The sequence below is a fragment of the Kribbella endophytica genome, assembly GCF_054781295.1.
In genome coordinates, this window is record NZ_BAAGUR010000007.1 from 110,909 (window position 1) to 128,684 (window position 17,776).

Sequence of the window (17,776 nt, forward strand, 5' to 3'; positions counted from 1 at the left end):
ATCAGGCCGGAGTGCGTCGGAAGGTGCGTCATGGTGGGGAAGCGGGGACGCGTGATCGGGCGAGTGGGTCCGGGGATCGTCGGCGAGGTGATGTTGCCGATCCGCGGTGCCACCGAAGCCTTCTACGCTTACCCCGCGACCGACGAGGTCATCGAGGTCGGTACGCCGGTGGTGGTGGTCGATTTCGATCCGCCACGCACGGTCTACGTCGCTCGCGCCTTCTGATTGCTTACGTTCCCTGGAGGGGAAATGTTCTGGACTTACCTGATCGGTGGCGCGGTTGCCCTGGTCGTGCTGCTGATCCTGTTCCGGATGGTCTGGCGGGTGGCCGAGCCCAACGAGGCGCTGATCATCTCCGGCCTCGGCGCGCACTCCAGCGTCGAGCAGGTCAACGAGACGCTCGGCTTCAAGATCGTCGTCGGCCGCGGCACCGCGGTGCTCCCGGGTTTTCAGACCGTACGCCGGTTGCCGCTCGACATCCGCGCGACGCCGCTGACCGTCACCTGTGTGTCCAGCCAGGGCATCCCGCTGCACATCAAGGGCGTCACGGCGTACAAGGTCGGTGACGACTACGGCTCGATCGCCAACGCGGCCCGGCGCTTCCTGGAGCAGAGCGACGACCAGGTGATGAGCACGATCCACGAGCTGTTCGCGGGTCACCTGCGCGCGATCGTCGGTTCGACCACGGTCGAGGAGATGCTGCACGACCGCGAGACGCTGACCACGAACATCCGTGGCTCGCTGGCCGGCGACATGGAGAAGCTCGGCCTGGTGGTCGACTCGCTGCAGATCCAGGAGATCGACGACGAGTCCGGCTACATCAAGAACCTGGGCCGCCCGCAGGCCGCCGCGGTCGAGGCCGCGGCGCGGATCGCGCAGGCCGAGCGGGACCGGGAGGCGACCGAGCGCGAGCAGGTCGCCGCCGCGGCCAAGGCGGCCGCCGTACGGCAGAGCTCGATCGCGCAGGCCGGGTACCAGGCCGAGGTCGACCAGGCGAACTCGAAGGCCTCGCAGTCCGGCCCGCTGGCCGAGGCGCTGGCCCGCCAGGAGGTCGTGGTCGCCGAGACCGAGACCGCGAAGCTGAACGCGTCGCTGGCCGAGAAGCAGCTGGAGTCCAGCGTGCTGAAGCCGGCCGACGCCGAGGCGTACAAGCAGCGCACGCTGGCCAACGCGGCCCGCGACGCGCAGATCGCGTCCGCCGAGGCGAACGCCCGCGAGGTCACCCTGCGCGGTGAGGCGCAGGCCAAGGCGACCGAGCTGAACGGTAAGGCCGAGGCGCTCGCCGTCCAGGCCAAGGCGATGGCCGAGGCGGCCGGCATCAAGGCGCGCGCCGAGGCGCTGGCCACGAACACCGATGCGGTCGTCGCGCAGCAGCTGGCCGAGGCCTACCCGGAGATCGTCCGCGCGGCCGCGGGCTCGTTCGAGAAGGTCGGCAACATGGTCGTCCTGAACGGTGCCCAGGGCATCGAGGACACTCTGGTCAAGACGATCACGATGGGTGGTTCCGGCTTCGCGCTGGCCAAGCAGCTGATCGACTCGCTGAGCACCAAGCCGGCCTCCGACGCCCCGTCGCTGGAGCCGGTGAAGGACGAAACGGCCTGACCTTTCGACCGAGGGTTAATCAGTAACGCCTTCTGAGCAAGACCCGTTCCTAACTGACTAGTGCTGCGCTACCTTGAGGCCATCACTCCAGGCGTCACGGACATCACCGCCCGTGACCGGTCGCTTGAGGGACTGATCATCGTGCTCAGACGAACTCTCGCTGTGCTCGCCTCGCTCCTGGTCGGTGCCGCCACGCTGGTGGCGGTACCGACCCAGGCGCAGGCCGCGCCCAACTTCAAGGCCCCGTTCCCCTGTGGTCAGCGCTGGACCTTCAGCCACCACTCGGCCGAGGTCCGCCGTGCACTCGACTTCGTCCGTGCCGACGGCGGTACGACGAACGGCACTCCCGTGCTCGCCTCGGCGGGCGGTGTCGCGACCCGGTTCTCCCAGCCGTCCGGGGCCGGCAACTACATCTCCATCGACCACGGTGGCGGCTGGAAGACGTACTACTTCCACCTGTCGGCGTACTCCGTGCCCAGTGGCGCCACGGTCGGCCAGGGTCAGCAGATCGGGGTCACCGGCAGCACCGGCAACTCGTCGGGTCCGCACATCCACTACGAGCAGCTGCTCAACGGCGTCGGCCAGAACATCGTCATCAACGGCCAGGGCCTGCCATACCCGAGCTCGTACAACCAGAGCTTCCTGACCAGCGACAACGGCTGCGGAGGCGGAGGCGGTACGCCGTTCATGACCTGGGGCTCCGGCATCCGGGTCCGCTCCGACGCCCGCCTGGCCGCTCCGGTGGTCGCCACGCTGCCCGGCCCGACACAGGTCTGGGTGCTCTGCCAGAAGCAAGGCGACACGGTCAGCGCCGAGGGCTACACCAACAACTGGTGGTCCAAGCTGCGCGACCAGAACGGCTTCATGACCAACATCTACATCGACCATCCCGCAGCACAGCTGCCCGGCGTACCGATCTGCTGAACGGGTCCCGGATCCGCCTTGTCCACAAGGCGGATCCGGGACTTCCTCATGCCGTGTGCAGCGTCAGCCCGTACGCGCCGAGGATCTCGTTGACCGGCTGGAACCAGGTCTCGCCGCCGCTGGAGCAGTTGCCCCAACCGCCGGACGTCACGCCCTGGGCCTGGTCGCCGGTGATGAACGAGCCGCCGGAGTCACCGCCCTCCGCGCAGACGTTGGTCTTGGTCGCGCCGTAGAAGAGCTGGCCGTTGCCGTAGTTCACGGTCTCGTTCTTGGCCAGGATCGTGCCGCAGTGCCAGTGCGTGGTCGATCCGCTGCGGCAGACCGACGTACCGACCGGCGCTTCCCAGGAACCGCGGACCAGCTGGTCGCTGACCTGACCCCAGCCGAGCACGACCGGTACGGTCCACCAGCCGCTGTCGACCTGGACCCAGGCGTAGTCGTTGCCGGGGAACGACGAGCCGCGGAACACGCCCTGGGCCGAGCCGTCCCAGCCGCGCGTCCTGGCGCCGGCGCCCGAGCAGTGGCCGGCGGTGACGAACCCGCCGTGCACGGAGAAGCCGATCGAGCAGCGGACGTTGCCGGTGTAGTACGGGTCTCCCCCGACGGTTCCGGCCGCGAAGGTCTGCGGGGCTTGGGCCGCGACCTCCTTGACGGTGATCGCGCCGGCCTTGGTGAGTTTGTTGACGAAGGCATCGGTGGCCGCGGATCGCTTGCCTGCTTGGACGTTGACGACGATCGTGCCGGTCCTGGCGTCGGTCGACCAGCCGCTGACGGCCGCGGGGACCTGCTTGCCGGCCAGCTTGTCGACGGCAGCCTTGCGCTGGTCGAGCTGGGCGGCGGTTGCCTTGACCTGTTCGGCTTCGGCACCTGTACGGCGTACGGCGTCGGCCGCTTGTGGAGTGGTCACGCCGACGACCAGCTTCTCGCGAGCGGCGTCGTACCAGACACCGCCGTACGACGCGCCGGCTGCTTTCTGCGCGGCCGGGACGAGCTTGCTCGCCACGGACTCGGCCTGCAGCCGGTCGCGGACCTGCTGCTCGGTCAGGCCGAAGTCCGCCTGCATCGCGGCGGCCTGCCTGGGGACGGCCAGCGTCTGATCGGCGGCCATCGCCTGCGTCGGCACGGCCAGAACGGTGGCGACCAGGGCTGTGGTCACGAGGATCTTCATGGTTGGGACTCTCCTCACCTCGGGGCGGTTGGGGTGCGGTGAGAGCGCTCTCGCGACTCAGCGTGCTGGATCACGTACGAGCCGTCAAGAGGTGGAAGACCTACGTTGTCAGGGCAAGCGCTTACAGCCCGAGATGGGCTAGTACGGCGAGCACGCGGCGGTGTCCGGAATCGGTCGGCGGCAGGTCGAGCTTGAGGAACACGTTGCCGACATGCTTGTGCACGGCCCCTTCGCTGATCACCAGCTTCTCGGCGATCGCGAGGTTGCCGAGGCCCTCGGCCATCAACGCGAGGACCTCACGTTCGCGCGGGGTGAGGCGGCCGAGCGGGTCGTTGCGCTTGACCATCAGCTGGCTGACGACCTCGGGGTCGAGCACGGTGCCGCCCGCCGCGACTCGGCGTACGGCCTCGAGGAACTCGTCGACGCGGGAGACGCGGTCCTTGAGGAGATAGCCGATGCCTTCGCTGCCGGAGGCAAGAAGCTCGGCGGCGTACACCTCCTCGACGTACTGGGAGAAGACCAGCACGGGAAGCCCGGGCCTGACGCGCCGCGCCTCGATCGCCGCGCGCAGGCCCTCGTCGGTGAACGTCGGCGGGAGGCGGACGTCGACAATCGCGATCTCTGGCGGATCGGCGTCGACCAGAGTGGCGAACTCCGTCGCGTCGCCGGCCACGCCGATCACCTCGAAGCCGGAGTTGCCCAGCAGCAGGCCGAGGCCCTCGGCGAGGATCGGGTTGTCCTCGAGGATCACGACCCGCACGGCAGGATCACCTCGACCGTCGTCGGCCCGCCGATCGGGCTGGTCAGTTCCAGGTGTCCGTCGATCGCTTCCACCCGGTGCATCATGCCGCGCAGCCCGCTCCCCCGGCCGAGCAGGTCCGGTTGGTCGCCGATCCGGGCGCCGCCGATGCCGTCGTCGGTGATCGCCAGGTAGAGCTCCGGACCGCGCCGTTCGAGCAGCAGGTCGACGTGGCCGGCGGCCGAGTGCTTGGAGACGTTGGTCAGTGATTCGGCGACCACGAAGTACGCCGCGGCCTCGACCGACGCGGGGACGTTCCCGAGCTCGCCGACGCGCAGCTCGACCGGAATAGGACTGCGGGCAGACAGGGCGGACACCGCACCAGCCAGGCCACGGTCCTGGAGGATCGGCGGGTACATGGTCCGCAGTACGCCGCGCAGCTCGGTCATCGCCTGCTCGGCTCCGTCCCGGGCGTCGTCCAGCAGCTTGGCCGCCTTCTCCGGGTCGTCAGTCATCAGCTGCTTGGCCACACCGATCCGCATGGCCAGCGAGACCAGCTGGGCCTGAGTGCCGTCGTGCAGGTCCCGCTCGATGCGCCGCAGCTCGGCACCGTGCGAGTCGACCGCTCCGGCCCTGGTGCGGGTCAGCTCCTCGACCCGCTGGGTCAGCGCTGCCGTCTCCAGCTCGGCCTCGCTCGGTGTGAGCAGCCGGCGGATGCTGCGGGCGTAGGCGTTCGCTGCCGCCGGTGCGCCCCAGCCCATCACGCCCACACCGATCAGCGCCTGCGCCGGACCGAGGGTGAGGGCGTCGAGCCAGCTGTCGACCGGGAACCCCATCAGGGTGAACTCCCCCGGTGCCGCCTTCCACAGGAACATCCCCAGCACCGCGCTCGGGACAGCGAAGACCGCGATGGTCGCGATCAGCAGACCGACGATCGACAGCACCCCCATCGGCAGGATCCGCAGGCTGCGCCGGAACGCGCGGTCCTTCACCAGCGTGGCAACGTCGCCCGGCTTCCGCGGGGTCGCTCGCGGCAGCGCCGCCTCGAAGGGTCCGTCGAGGTACCGGGTGGCCTTGTCCCGCTCGCTGTTCGCGAACTCCACCAGGCCGGCCGTGATCCCCGGGATCGCCCAGCTCAGCAGAAAGCCGATCGGCGTGGCCGCCAGCGACACCATGCCGACCAGGTAGCGGGCGTACAGGTAAACACAGGCGGGCCAGCCGCGGGTCAGGATCTTCGTGAGCATCGTGCCTCCATCGTCGTCAGCACCGATCCTCCGCCGCCGGACCCCTTCTCGTCGGTACAGCAGGCTCTACTCTTCGTCCGGGTACTGACTAGATCATGGCAAAGCCCCCCGCCGTGTTTCCACGACAGGGGGCTTTACGGCTTCGTGTCAGCAGACGGGGACACCCGGCAGCTGAGCGGCGGGGTGGTCGATGTAGATGTTCGACATGTACCCGCCCTGGTCGCGGAGCTTGGACCACCAGTTGTTGCTGGTGCCCTCGGCGTTGACCGTGTCGCCCTGCTTCTGGCACGTGACGAAGACCTGTGTCGGGCCGGGCAAGGTGGTGACGATGGACGCGGTCAGCTTCGCGTCCGAGCGGACCCGGACCCCACTGCCGTACGTGGTGAAGTTGTACGTCGGCGGGTTCGGGTTGCCGCCGTTCACCAGCTGCATGTAGTAGGTCCAGTTCCAGTTCGGACCCGGGTCGGTGTGGTCGTTGTCCGGCATCTCGCTGTGGCCCTTGATGTACGTCCGGGTCTTCGGGATGCCGCGACGCTCGGCGATGTTCTTGGTCAGCGCGGCCGACGCCCGGTACATCGCGTCGGTGAACCACGACGGCTGGTCGACGAAGCCCTCGTGCTCGATGCCGATCGAGTACGGGTTCGCGCTGCGGGCGTGCCAGGCGGTGTCCTTCTCGGCCACCATCTGGGTGATCTGCCCGTCGCTGGAACGGACCACGTAGTGCGCGCTGACCTGGGCCGACGCGTTCTTGAACCAGCTGATCGTTCCGGCGTACGAGCCCTGGGTCACGTGGATGACGATCGTGCTGATCGCGGAGGTCCGGCCGACGCGGTAGTTGCTGCTGCTGGCCGCGTTCCAGATCGCGCCCGGGTAGTCGGCGGCCAGGATCGACGCCGGCGTCCGCGTGCCGAGCGGCGCCACGTTCGCGTACTTGCCCCGGTCCGGAGTCACCTTGACCGGCTGGGTCGAGACGCCTTCCGCGCCGACTCCGAGGCCGATGATCCGGTAGACCTCGTCGGTGTAGAGGCGCGCGGTCGGGCCGTCCGCGGAGTGCGAGTACTGCGCGACGACCTCGTACCACTTGCCGATGTCGCGACGCGTTTGCCCTTGCAGGCCGGCCTTGTCGGCGTACGCGTCGAGGACCGCTGCGGCGCCTTGTACGTTGGCGTCCTTTGCGAGTTTCTCGACCGGGAGCCCGGTGAGCTTCGCGGCCTCGGACATGGTCGGGTTGCTCGGGTTGCTGGCCAGGTGCATCACGCCGTACCCGTTGGCCTGGCTGGGCTGACCGTCGTGGCCGTCGAGGTGCGACTCGGCGTACCCGATGCCGACGAGGAGCTCACGCGGTACGTCGTACTGGGTGGCGGCGGCCTTGAAGGCTTCGGACAAGGTCGAGGTGGACCCGGTCTCGACGGGTGTCGCGGCGTTGCTGGGGAGAGCGCTGAAGGCAAGTGCGCCGGCGGCGAGCACCGCGACCAATCTGGGAACTCTGTGACTCATGGGCGGGAATCCTTCCGAGGGGCGGCGGAGGTTTCCCTCACGGTAGGGCAATATCTTCCGGCCAGACCAGTAGTTGGGTGAACTTTTTCCCGTCACCCGGTGAATTGGTCCCGTCACTCGGAGGATAGTTCAACCCTTGACCGGATTGCCTCGCAGCACGATCAGCCGCGGCGCGTCGAGCACGCGCGGATCCAGCCGGGGGTCCTCGTCGTAGACGACCAGGTCGGCGGGCGCGCCCGGCGTCAGCTCGCCTGGTACGCCGAGCCACTCGCGTGCCGCCCACGACCCGGCCGCGAGCGCCTGCTCACCGGTCATGCCGATCTCGGTCAGCGCCCGGATCTCGTCGGCGACCAGGCCGTGCCCGAGTACGCCGCCCGCGTCGGTCCCGGCGTACACCGGGACGCCGGCCTCGACCGCGTTGCGCAGCGTCTCGTGGCGGCGCTCGTACAGGTCGCGCATGTGCGCGGCGTACTGCGGGAACTTCGCCTCGGCCTGGTCGGCGTACATCGGGAAGTTCTCGAGCTGGATGATCGTCGGGACGACGGCGACGCCGCGCGCGGCCATGTCGTCGAGCAGCTCGGGCCGCAGCCCGGTCGCGTGCTCGAGACAGTCGATGCCGGCGGCAAGGAGATCCGGCAGGGCGTGCTCGCCGAACACGTGCGCTGTGACGCGCGCGCCGAGCTCGTGGGCGCGCGCGATCGCCGCGTCGAGCGCGTCGGCCGGCCAGCAGGGCGTCAGGTCACCGGCGTCGCGGTCGATCCAGTCACCGACCAACTTGACCCACCCGTCACCGCGACGGGCCTCCTGCTCGACGTACGCGACCAGCTCGCCCGGCTCGATCTCCCAGCCGTAGTTGCGGATGTACCGCTTCGACCGCGCGATGTGCCGCCCGGCCCGGATGATCTTCGGCAAGTCCTCCCGGTCGTCGATCCAGCGCGTATCGGCCGCCGACCCCGCATCACGCACAAGCAGCGCCCCGGCATCCCGATCAGCAATCGCCTGCTCCAGCTGGATCTCCTCGCCAACCGCACCCCGCTGATCAAGCCCGATGTGGCAGTGCGCATCAACCAGCCCCGGGACAATCCAGCCGTCCGTACTCAACGTACTGACCTCGCCACCAGCAGGCCGCTCGACAACAACCCCACCGCTCAGATAAAGCTCCTGCCGCCCCCCACCCGGCAACACCGTGCCAACAAGCCTGAACGTCCCAGGTCCATTCGTCGCCATACCACCGACCGTAACGGGCCCACCCCCACCCCGCACCCACGCCCCCGCCCACCCGCTTCACCACCACGCCCCCGCCCCACTCAACACCGACCAACACTCAAGGTCCCACCCGAACCTCGAGCCCCGCGCCCCCCACCGCGGACGCGACCGCAAGCCCCCACCCCCGAACCCACAAGTCCCCAGCCCTGCAACCAGCCCCCTCGGATCAAGCGCTCACCCACAACCAGCAAGCCCGCACGACCTGACAAACCACCCACTCGCCCCCAGCAACCAACAAGTCCGCAAGCCTGCAACCAGTCCCCTCGCTCAAGGGCTCCCCGAAACGAGCCGGTCCGCACCGCAGCCTTCGGGCACCCGCCCGCCCTCGCTTGTCCCCGGCCGGCGCGGCACCAGCCACCAGCAACGTTGTCGGCCGCATGCCCGCCGGCCTGTCGTGCCGCACCCGACCCACTCAGGCCCTGGAAACCATCCACGACCGTGCATCCGGCCCACTGGACATCGGCTCCTGACGTGCTACCAAGCGCAGGCCCGGACGACCCCTTCGCTTGTTCCCGGCCGCCGCGGCACCAACCACCAGCAACGTTGTCGGCCGCATGACCGCCGAGCTGTCGTGCCGCACCTGACGCACCCCGCCCCGGAAACCACCCACCACCGTGCATCCGCCCTGCCTAACATCGGCCCCTGACGTCCTTCCAAGGTCGCGCCCGGACGACCCCCTTCGCTCGTTCCCGGCCGGCGCGGCATCAACCACCAGCAACGTTGTCGGCCGCATCACCGCCGGCCTGTCGTGCCACACCCGAAACACCCCGCCCCGGAAACCACCCACCACCGTGCATCCGGCCTGCCGGACATCGACCCCTGATGCGCTTCCGCCAGGGCGCAGGCTGACCGGGTGATGAGCCCCGCCCGCCAGCCAAGCCTGTGGCGGCGGGGGCCGAGCTTGGACGTCCGCCCCCGGGACGTCCCCCGGCTTGTTCCCGGCCGGCGCGGCATCAACCACCAGCAACGTTGTCGGCCGCATGGCCGCCGGGCTGCCGTGCCGCACCCGAGGCACTCGACCTGCTGGAAATCGTCGGCCAGCTCCGACGAGGAGGCGATGACGGGCGCCTGCACGACACGGCAGCGATCGCCGGCATTGCGACGTACGGGCACGAGATCGAGCACCTCGGCTGGCTCTTGATGTGCTTCCAAGTCCGCGCCCAGACGACCCCTCGCTTGTTCCCGGCCGGCGCGGCATCAACCACCAGCAACGTTGTCGGCCGCATGACCGCCGGGCTGCCGTGCCGCACCCGAGGCACTCGACCTGCTGGAAATCGGCAGCCAGCTCCGACGAGGAGGCGATGACGGGCGCCTTACCTGCACGACACGGCAGCGATCGCCGGCATAGCGACGTACGAGCACGAGATCGAGCACCTCGGCTGGCTCTTGATGCGCTTCCAAGTCCGCGCCCAGACGGCCCATCGCTTGTTCCCGGCCGGTGCGGCACCATCCACCAGCGGCGTTGTCGGCCGCATGCCCACCGGGCTGTTGTTCCGCACTCAAGGGACCCAGCCTGGAAACCAGCAAGTCCGCGCGACTCCGAAGAGTCGCGCGGACCTGGAAGGAATCAGCCCACTTGCCGCAGCGTGCCGCGACGGGACTTGTTACCCGTGGGACCCGCTGCCCTGCGTGCAGGGGGTCGGGTTGCCTTCGGTCGCGCACGGGGACCCGGTCGGGGTGTCCGTCGGGGTCGGGGTGGGCGTCGGGGTCGGGGTCGGCGTCGGTGTGGGGGTCGGCGTCGGGGTCGGGGTGTCTTCGGTCGGGGTCGGCGTCGGCCTGTCCGTCGGCGGCTTGGTCGGCCGGGTCGGCTTGTCGGTCGGCGGCGGGGTCGGGTCCACGTGCTGCGGGATCGTCGTCTCGATCGGCGTCGTCGGCTTCGGCGTCGGCGTCTTCTTGGTGTCGTCCGGAACGTCCGGGACGTCGCGCGGGTCGACCTTGCGTTCGGCGTTGCCGAGCGGCTTGGCGGCCGACAGGTTGCCCTTCGCGTTCGGGATCAGTACGGCGCTCTTGCTGTAGACGCGCATCCAGCGCAGTACGGTCGCGACGAAGTCCTTGGAGTGCTGGTACCGCAGCAGGGCCGTGACCAGGTCCCGCGGGCGCTTCAGGTCGTCGCCCTCGGAGCACAGGTAGACCGCGACGGTGGTGACCGCGTCGTACACGTTGTTCGGGTTGCGGAAGCTGTCACCGTTGCCGTCGGCGCCGAACTCGCTCCAGACGCCCGGGACGATCTGCATCGGGCCGACCGCGCGGTCCCAGACCCGGTCGGCGTCGTACCGGCCGCGGTCGGTGTCGGGGATCTTGCCCAGCCCGGCCTTGCCGTTGAGCACGGGGCCGAGCAGCTTGCCGCGGGTGGTGCCGGCGACGTCGACCCGGCCGCCGGAGGCGTGGTTCGACTCGACCTTGCCGATGCCGGCCAGCAGGGGCCAGGTGAGGCCGCAGTTCGGCCGGACCACGGCGAGATTCGCGGTGGCGCGGCGGTAGGCGGGGAAGACCCCGCGGGGGATGCCGTTCACGGCGTTCGGCCGGCCGGGACGGACGACCGAGCGGCCGTCGGTGGCCCCTTGGACGGGGACGTCGGCACGGGCGGGCTTGTCCGATCCGATCCGGCCGTCCACTCCGGGACGCTGCGGAACGATCATCGTCAGTTCGTCGAATTCACCGCTGTTCAGTCCGGCTCCAGGCGATGGGGCGACCGGGCTGTCCGCCGCGAGCTGGCCGGAGGCACCGGCTCCGCCCGAGGCGACTGTCACGATGGCCCCCACCAGGAGGGGGGCCGTGCACAGTGAAGCGATGATGATTTTGACCCGACGGTTTCCACTACGGGTTAGGCGCATAGACCCCTCAACGATCGATGCGCCAGAAAGTTATCGAGATCTGACGGAAAGTTAACGTTGCCGGCGGCCCGTCGCGAAACAGGGCGCTCGGCACACGGTGTAGGCCGCTCAAGCGAGTGGCATCGATCGTTGTTCCGCGTACCGTACCGGGTTGCCCACGGCCCCCGCTCGGCGGTCCACTGGACGGACTCCCTCGGAACGCACCAGGGGCTTGGCGATCGAAGTCCCCGGCCCGCGCACCCCGGCGGTTGCCCACGGCCCAGGCTTCTCGTACTCCCCACGCGGGCGTCGGCCCGAACACTGTGGGCCTTAGGCCCCGATCTATTGGGCCTCGGGCCCCGAGCGAATCAGTTGGCCGCGGGCTTCGGAGCGTCGTCCGGGGTGGAGTTGCCCTCCGGGCCCTTGGTCTCCTCGCCCGCGGGGGTGCAGGTCGGATCCCCCGTCGGCGTGGCCGTCGGGGTCGGCGTCGGCGTCTCGGCCGGGGCGCACGTCGGTTCGCCGGTCGGAGTCGGCGTCGGCGTCTCGCTCGGCGTCGGAGTGGGGGTCGGCGTCGGAGTCGGCGTCGGCGTGTTCTCCGTGGGGGTGTTCGTCGGCGTCGGCGTGGTCGTCGGCGGCGGCGTCAGCGTGGGCGGCGTCGGCTTCGTCGGCGGCTTCGGCGTGTTCGTCCACGGCGGCAGCGAGGTCGGCGGCTTGGTCGGCAGCGGAGAGCTCGGCGGCTTCGTCGGCGTGGGAGTCGACCGGACGGGTTGCGTCGGCTGCACCGGCTTGGTCGTGGCCGGCTGCGTCGTACTGGCAGTGGCCGTCGGCTTCGGCGTGGTGTCGTCGTCGCCCGGGACCTTGGTCGGGTCGTCGTCCTTCTGCACGTTGCCGTCGTCGCCCGGCGGGTCGATCACGCCGTCGTCGTTCGGGGTGGTGATGGTCGAGTTGCTGTACGACTTCATCCAGCGCAGCACCGTGGACACGTAGTCCATCGAGTGGTTGTACTGCAGTACGGACTCGACCAGACCCTGCGGGGTGCTCAGGTCGGCGTTCGCCGAGCACAGGTAGTCGGCCGCGGCGCGGGACGCGTCGAAGACGTTGTGCGGGTCCTTCACGCCGTCGCCGTTGCCGTCAGCCCCGAAGCCCTTCCAGGTCCCCGGGATGAACTGCATCGGTCCGACCGCCCGGTCCCACTGCGCGTTCCCGTCGTACTGGCCACCGTCGGTGTCGGCGATCGCCGCCATGCCAGGACCGCCGTCGAGCACCGGCCCGAGAATCTGCCCGCGGGTCTTCCCGGCCGCGTCGACCCGCCCACCGCTCGCGTGCGCCGACTCGACCTTGCCGATGCCGGCCAGCAGCGGCCAGGTGATGTGGCAGCCCGGCTTCGCGACGGCGAGGTCGTTCGCGGCCTTCTGGTACGCCGCCAGCACGGTCCCCGGGATGCCCGAGACCGCTCCGGTCGGGCCGATCACCGGCTGCTGCTTGCTGTCGGTCGCGCCGGTCACCGGGACCTCGATCGTCGACCGCTTCTCCGACGGGATGCTGCCGTCCGCGCCGGGCTTGTCCGGGACGTCGTCGAGCAGGTCGTCGAAGACCGAGTCCTGGCGCGGCTGGCTGAGCGCGTGCGCGTCGACCACGAAGGTGTTCGACGGGACGCCGCCGGCGACGAACACGGCGACCATCGCGGCGGGTGGGGCCAGGCAGATCCACGTCGCGGTCAACTTGCCCCGCCACGTCTCGAGATCCTTGAACTGCCGCCTCATCCGAACCCGTCTCCTCGACGTATTCCGCAGTACACCCGTGCTCCGGGCGCAGGCACGATCTTAACCGGTGACCGGTCAAGGACAACCGGTCACGGTGAGTCCCCTGTCACGGACAACCGGTTTCAAGCGCCTGTACGGCGTACGACGTACTGCTCCCCCGCGGGATGAGAACCCCCGCAGTTTCACCGTACGTCACCACCGGGCGGGGTGGCATCCTCCAGCTGGAGGAATTCGTGACTACTTGTTCTTGTCGTCGCCGTCGATCAGGTTCTTGAACGCGTCCGGGAGCTCGAAGTTGCTGTTCCCGAGCTGGCCGCCGAACGCGGCCGGCAGCTCGCCCGGCGCCGCCTCGGAGGGCTGGGCCGGACCCTTGGCGCGCTTGGCCGGGTTGCCCGAGCCGCGCTTGGGCTTGGCCTTCTTCGCCTGCTGCTTGCCCTTCTTGCCGCCGCCCATCCCCGGCATGCCCGGCATCCCGGGCATTCCCGGCATGCCCTTGCCGCTGGCCATCGCGGACATCATCTTGCGGGCCTCGAAGAACCGCTCGACCAGACCGCTGACGGTGGCCACCTCGGTGCCCGAACCCTTCGCGATCCGGGCCCGGCGGGAGCCGTTGATGATGTGCGGATCGGTCCGCTCGGCCGGCGTCATCGAGTGGATGACCGCCTCGATCCGGTCGATCTCGCGCTCGTCGAAGTTCTCCAGCTGGTCCTTGAACTGGGCCGCGCCCGGCAGCATCCCGAAGATCTTGGTCAGCGGGCCCATCTTGCGCACCGACTGCATCTGGGCGAGGAAGTCGTCCAGGGTGAACTCCTTGCCGCCCTTCTTCTGCAGCTTGGCCGCGGTCTTGGCGGCCTCGTCGGCGTCGAAGGTCCGCTCGGCCTGCTCGATCAGGCTCATCACGTCGCCCATGCCGAGGATGCGCGACGCCATCCGGTCGGGGTGGAAGACGTCGAAGTCCTCGAGCTTCTCGCCGTTGGACGCGAACATCACCTGGCGGCCGGTGACCTGCGCGATCGACAGCGCGGCACCACCGCGGGCGTCGCCGTCCAGCTTGGACAGTACGACGCCGTCGAAGCCGACGCCGTCCAGGAAGGCCTGCGCGGTGACGACCGCGTCCTGACCGATCATCGCGTCGACGACGAACAGGATCTCGTCGGGCGTGACAGCGTCCCGGATGTCCGCGGCCTGCTGCATCAGCTCGGCGTCGACACCCAGCCGGCCGGCCGTGTCGACGATCACGACGCTGTACTGCTTGGTGCGCGCCTCGTCCATCGCCTGCTTGGCGACCTGGACCGGGTCACCGACGCCGTTGCCCGGCTCCGGCGCGAACACCGGTACGCCGGCGCGATCGCCGACCACCTGCAGCTGGGTCACCGCGTTCGGGCGCTGCAGGTCGGCCGCGACCAGCATCGGGGTCTGGTGCTTGACCTCCTTGAGCCACTTGGCGAGCTTGCCCGCCAGCGTGGTCTTACCGGCACCCTGCAGACCCGCCAGCATGATCACCGTCGGCGGCCGCTTGGCCATCCGCAGCTCACGCGTCTCGCCACCGAGGATCTTGACCAGTTCCTCGTTGACGATCTTGATCACCTGCTGCGCCGGGTTCAGCCCCCCACGCACCTCGGCCCCGCCTGCCCGCTCCTTGACCGCGGCGATGAACTCCTTCACCACCGGCAGGGCGACATCGGCCTCCAGCAACGCGATCCGGATCTCCCGGGCGGTCGCGTCGATGTCGGCGTCGGTCAGCTTGCCCTTGCCCCGCAAGTTCTTGAACGCACCAGAAAGCCGATCGGAAAGCGTGTCGAACACAGCAAAGTCCGTTTCTTCAGTCCAACCCAGACAACTCGACGAGTCTACCGGCCACCCCCACCCACCCGAACCTGTGGATAACTCCCGCCCTGTTCGAGCCGGTCCCGCTAACTTCTCTTACGACGACATCCACCGAAGGAGCGCCCGTGCCAGTAGAGGACCACGCCGGAAACGCCGTCACGAAGGAGGTTGGAACGGATGCCACTCGACGCCCATGAGTTCACGATGGCGTTCTCGCGCGCACGGGAGCGACTCGGGCAGAGCCCGTCCGGTGATGTCGCCGCCGAACAGGAGCGGTTGCGGGCGCTGGTTCCGGCCGACTCCTCCGACGAGGACAAACGGTGGACAGGCGTCCTGATCGATCGTCTGGGCGCGCCGTCGTCTCCCCCACGACAGCGGAGCCCGCTCTACGATCTGGCGGCTGAGATCCACGCGAGCGCGTTCACCTCCGAGGGCGACCGGGATCAGCAGATCGCGGCCGCTCGCGAGGCTCGTCGACGCATCTTCGACATCGCCGAACAGGCAGAGGAGGACGAAGCCGCCGACATCCGGGCGATGACCAGGCCACTCGAGCACTGGGAGAACGAGCTGCGTGATCCCCCGTGGCCGGTCGAGGGACCGCGCGGACAGGGCAGCTGAGCGATGGGCGGCGGCGATCCGATCGTCACTCGCGAGTCCGCCGTCCATCGAGAGTTCGTTCGGCTGTACGGCGTCGCGCGCCGGATCTCGCGCACGCCGATCGATCGTTGGAGTGGTGTTCTTCGCGCAGCGCACACACCACCCGGCGAGCTGCAGAGGTGGGGCGCGTTCGACCCGAGGTCGGGAGACTTCAGCCTTTCAGCTGAACTCGTCCTGCCGTACCTCACCGGCCCCGGCTCGCGCATCGCCGGTCCGGCGCAAGGACAGGCGCTCGCGACCGTCCTCCACGAGGCAACTCACGCCGGGATGGAGACCGACGCGCCGGACGAACCGAACGCTGTCCGCACCGCCGAGTCCCTGGCACTCATCGAGGCGGTCGCCGAGTACCGCGCTGTTCAGCAGTTCGAGATGTTCGCGGTCGCCGCCGGATACCCGGAGGCGTATCTCATCACGCCCCAGTACCCGGGGTGGTTCACGGCCATGGATGATCTTGTCCGTCAGGTTTCCGGCCCGGTCAAGGACCGCGCGGCCTTCCTGGCAGAAGCGATCCGAGGGCCTGGCGCCATGCATTTCGACCAGCTCGCCGACAGCGTCGTCAAGAACCGGTTGACCCACGACGTGCCCGCCGGCGAGAACGACCAGCGGGCGGTCAGAGCGGCTCTGATCCCGGCGATGGCTAATCGGCTGTGGCCATCGCTGCGAAGCCGGCCGGCCGAGTCCGGACTGATGGTTACCAACGAGATCCGGCAACACCTCGATGCGGAGGTCGACAAGATTCGCCACTACTACCGTGGCCGTCCACAGCGGCCGTACCCGGCCGACGTACCGAACCCAGCAGCGATCCAGCTGTCGCCGACCAACAGTCAACGAACCCCGCCGAAACGAGTTTCGCCTGCGGCTGGTGTCGAAATGCGCTTCCTCAGCGCCCAAGCCCCCGCATCCGGCGCCACGGCCTTCCGGCCGACCTTGGGTCAGGGCGCCCGCGGAGCAGGCAACCCGAACGCGCCGAGAGTGCAACACCCAACCCGGCATCAGTGGGACTAGACGACCGCAGACCGATCACTGTTGATCCGTGACGGCACCCGTTCCGCCACGGACAGCAGCGCTCGAACCCACGGCCCCGAGTCATCCGGTGTTGCGCGGCTTCGCTGCCGACACTTGACCCAACTACCTAGGGATCGCTGAGCCGGAGCGTTGACAACCAGCGGAGCCGCACCCAGGATTAACCACTCCTGGTTTGACTAGTGGTTAGGGGTGTTGGGGTGGCCGAGCGGCGGCGGGTTGTGGTGGATGGGCCTTCTAACTTGGGGTTGCGGCCGCCCAAGGACGGGACTGTGCCGGGGTGTTACAAGTTGGCGGGGGCGTTGCGGGATCTGGGGTTTCTGGGGCGGATCGGGGCTGCGGATGCCGGTTGCGTGACGCCGCCTCGGTACGACCGGGGGGACTGGAAGCCGGGGGACGGGGTTTTCAACGCGGGGGCGATGGCGGAGTACAGCTTGCGGGTGGCTGGGCGGGTGGGGCAGTTGGTTGATGAGGGCAACTTTGTGGTGCTGCTGGGTAGGGAGTGCAGCAACTTGCTCGGGCCTGCGGTGGCGTTGCGGCGGCGGGGGCGGTTCGGGGTGGTTTACCTGGATGGGCACTCGGACTTCAGGACGGTGGAGAACTCGCCGTACGTCGGGGCTGCGGGTGGCGAGGCGCTGGCGTTGGTGACCGGACGGGGGCAGGCGGACCTGACGGACCTCGACGGGCTGTCGCCGTACGTGCTTGATGAGGACGCGGCGTTGCTCGGCATTCGGGAAGACGACTCCGACATCGACGAGCTGCGGACGGTGGGGATCGCAACCTGGCGGGCGGCGGAGATCGATGCTGGTACGCCGGGGAAGGTGCTCGAGCGGATGGAAGCACTCGACGGGTTCTGGGTGCATCTGGATGTGGACATCCTCGATGCCGCGGTGATGCCGGCGGTCGACAGTCCGGATCCGGGTGGGCTTCAGCATGATCAGCTGCGGGAGCTGCTGCGGCCGCTGCTCGCCTCGGAGAAGTGTGTGGGGATCGACATCGGGATCTTCGACCCGGACCTCGATCCGGACGGGAAGTACGCGGTCGAGCTGACCGACACGCTCGTGGCCGCCTTGACCTAGACGCGCGCCGGACCAGAGCCGCCGCGCCGGACCAGCAGCAGGCCCGCGCGGAACAGAAGAAGGCCCCACCCGGGCCGCCATGCGCGGGTGGGGCCGACAGTGGCGAGCCGAGAACTCGCTACTGCTCGGCCGAGGGCTGCAGCCACCTGACAGCTGCCGCCGGCCAAGGACCGG

At 69.2% G+C, this 17,776-nt stretch carries 14 protein-coding genes; 6 read left to right on the forward strand and 8 right to left on the reverse strand.

Annotated elements, in window-relative coordinates:
• The first annotated feature begins 30 nt into the window (after positions 1–30).
• From ACYVIO_RS40285 to ACYVIO_RS40295, 3 genes are all read left to right on the forward strand, one after another.
• Positions 31–225, forward strand: a complete 195-nt coding sequence (locus ACYVIO_RS40285) for a hypothetical protein (protein WP_460656285.1) — start codon at positions 31–33, stop codon at positions 223–225.
• 24 nt (positions 226–249) lie between these two features.
• Positions 250–1,602 (forward strand): flotillin family protein, encoded by a 1,353-nt coding sequence (locus ACYVIO_RS40290; protein ID WP_460656286.1) that lies wholly within the window; start codon positions 250–252, stop codon positions 1,600–1,602.
• Positions 1,603–1,743: 141 nt separating this feature from the next.
• Complete coding sequence (locus ACYVIO_RS40295) at positions 1,744–2,526, forward strand: M23 family metallopeptidase (protein WP_460656287.1); 783 nt, start codon at positions 1,744–1,746, stop codon at positions 2,524–2,526.
• Between the two features lie 46 nt (positions 2,527–2,572).
• Here the strand turns inward: ACYVIO_RS40295 and ACYVIO_RS40300 are convergent, their stop codons facing one another.
• The 8 genes from ACYVIO_RS40300 to ffh all read right to left on the reverse strand — a co-directional run bounded on the left by ACYVIO_RS40300 (position 2,573) and on the right by ffh (position 14,822).
• Positions 2,573–3,694, reverse strand: a complete 1,122-nt coding sequence (locus ACYVIO_RS40300) for a S1 family peptidase (protein WP_460656288.1) — start codon at positions 3,692–3,694, stop codon at positions 2,573–2,575.
• 121 nt (positions 3,695–3,815) lie between these two features.
• Entirely contained in the window at positions 3,816–4,454 is a 639-nt protein-coding gene (locus ACYVIO_RS40305) for a LuxR C-terminal-related transcriptional regulator (protein WP_460656289.1), read from the reverse strand.
• The gene (locus tag ACYVIO_RS40310) at positions 4,442–5,677 is read right to left on the reverse strand and encodes a sensor histidine kinase (protein ID WP_460656290.1); all 1,236 of its coding nucleotides are present in this window, start codon (positions 5,675–5,677) and stop codon (positions 4,442–4,444) included. Before ACYVIO_RS40310 ends, ACYVIO_RS40305 begins: the two co-directional genes overlap by 13 nt.
• Before the next feature lie 147 nt (positions 5,678–5,824).
• Complete coding sequence (locus ACYVIO_RS40315) at positions 5,825–7,174, reverse strand: N-acetylmuramoyl-L-alanine amidase (protein WP_460656291.1); 1,350 nt, start codon at positions 7,172–7,174, stop codon at positions 5,825–5,827.
• Positions 7,175–7,303: 129 nt separating this feature from the next.
• Positions 7,304–8,401 carry an amidohydrolase family protein gene (locus ACYVIO_RS40320; RefSeq protein WP_460656292.1) on the reverse strand — a complete coding sequence of 366 codons (1,098 nt, stop codon included), beginning with the start codon at positions 8,399–8,401 and terminating at the stop codon, positions 7,304–7,306.
• A 1,643-nt stretch (positions 8,402–10,044) separates the two neighbouring features.
• Positions 10,045–11,190: a lytic transglycosylase domain-containing protein gene (locus ACYVIO_RS40325; protein ID WP_460656293.1), complete on the reverse strand. Its 1,146-nt coding sequence runs from the start codon at positions 11,188–11,190 to the stop codon at positions 10,045–10,047.
• Between the two features lie 431 nt (positions 11,191–11,621).
• The gene (locus tag ACYVIO_RS40330) at positions 11,622–13,016 is read right to left on the reverse strand and encodes a lytic transglycosylase domain-containing protein (RefSeq protein ID WP_460656294.1); all 1,395 of its coding nucleotides are present in this window, start codon (positions 13,014–13,016) and stop codon (positions 11,622–11,624) included.
• A 237-nt stretch (positions 13,017–13,253) separates the two neighbouring features.
• Positions 13,254–14,822, reverse strand: coding sequence for a signal recognition particle protein (gene ffh / locus ACYVIO_RS40335; protein WP_460656295.1), 1,569 nt, complete (start codon positions 14,820–14,822; stop codon positions 13,254–13,256).
• Between the two features lie 198 nt (positions 14,823–15,020).
• Here ffh and ACYVIO_RS40340 point away from each other — a divergent pair, with 198 nt between their 5' ends.
• The 3 genes from ACYVIO_RS40340 (at position 15,021) to ACYVIO_RS40350 (ending at position 17,602) form a co-directional block, all read left to right on the forward strand.
• Complete coding sequence (locus ACYVIO_RS40340) at positions 15,021–15,461, forward strand: hypothetical protein (RefSeq protein ID WP_460656296.1); 441 nt, start codon at positions 15,021–15,023, stop codon at positions 15,459–15,461.
• A gap of 306 nt (positions 15,462–15,767) precedes the next feature.
• Positions 15,768–16,505, forward strand: coding sequence for a hypothetical protein (locus ACYVIO_RS40345; RefSeq protein ID WP_460656297.1), 738 nt, complete (start codon positions 15,768–15,770; stop codon positions 16,503–16,505).
• A 371-nt stretch (positions 16,506–16,876) separates the two neighbouring features.
• Positions 16,877–17,602, forward strand: coding sequence for an arginase family protein (locus tag ACYVIO_RS40350; RefSeq protein ID WP_460656298.1), 726 nt, complete (start codon positions 16,877–16,879; stop codon positions 17,600–17,602).
• Positions 17,603–17,776: the final 174 nt, after the last annotated feature.

Bases quoted from the DNA above. Each gene is read 5' to 3' on its own strand.
- ACYVIO_RS40285 (WP_460656285.1), top strand. From the start codon at position 31: ATGGTGGGGAAGCGGGGACGCGTGATCGGGCGAGTGGGTCCGGGGATC.
- ACYVIO_RS40290 (WP_460656286.1), top strand. From the start codon at position 250: ATGTTCTGGACTTACCTGATCGGTGGCGCGGTTGCCCTGGTCGTGCTG.
- ACYVIO_RS40300 (WP_460656288.1), bottom strand. From the start codon at position 3,694: ATGAAGATCCTCGTGACCACAGCCCTGGTCGCCACCGTTCTGGCCGTG.
- ACYVIO_RS40310 (WP_460656290.1), bottom strand. From the start codon at position 5,677: ATGCTCACGAAGATCCTGACCCGCGGCTGGCCCGCCTGTGTTTACCTG.
- ACYVIO_RS40315 (WP_460656291.1), bottom strand. From the start codon at position 7,174: ATGAGTCACAGAGTTCCCAGATTGGTCGCGGTGCTCGCCGCCGGCGCA.
- ACYVIO_RS40320 (WP_460656292.1), bottom strand. From the start codon at position 8,401: ATGGCGACGAATGGACCTGGGACGTTCAGGCTTGTTGGCACGGTGTTG.
- ACYVIO_RS40330 (WP_460656294.1), bottom strand. From the start codon at position 13,016: ATGAGGCGGCAGTTCAAGGATCTCGAGACGTGGCGGGGCAAGTTGACC.
- ACYVIO_RS40340 (WP_460656296.1), top strand. From the start codon at position 15,021: ATGCCACTCGACGCCCATGAGTTCACGATGGCGTTCTCGCGCGCACGG.
- ACYVIO_RS40345 (WP_460656297.1), top strand. From the start codon at position 15,768: ATGGAGACCGACGCGCCGGACGAACCGAACGCTGTCCGCACCGCCGAG.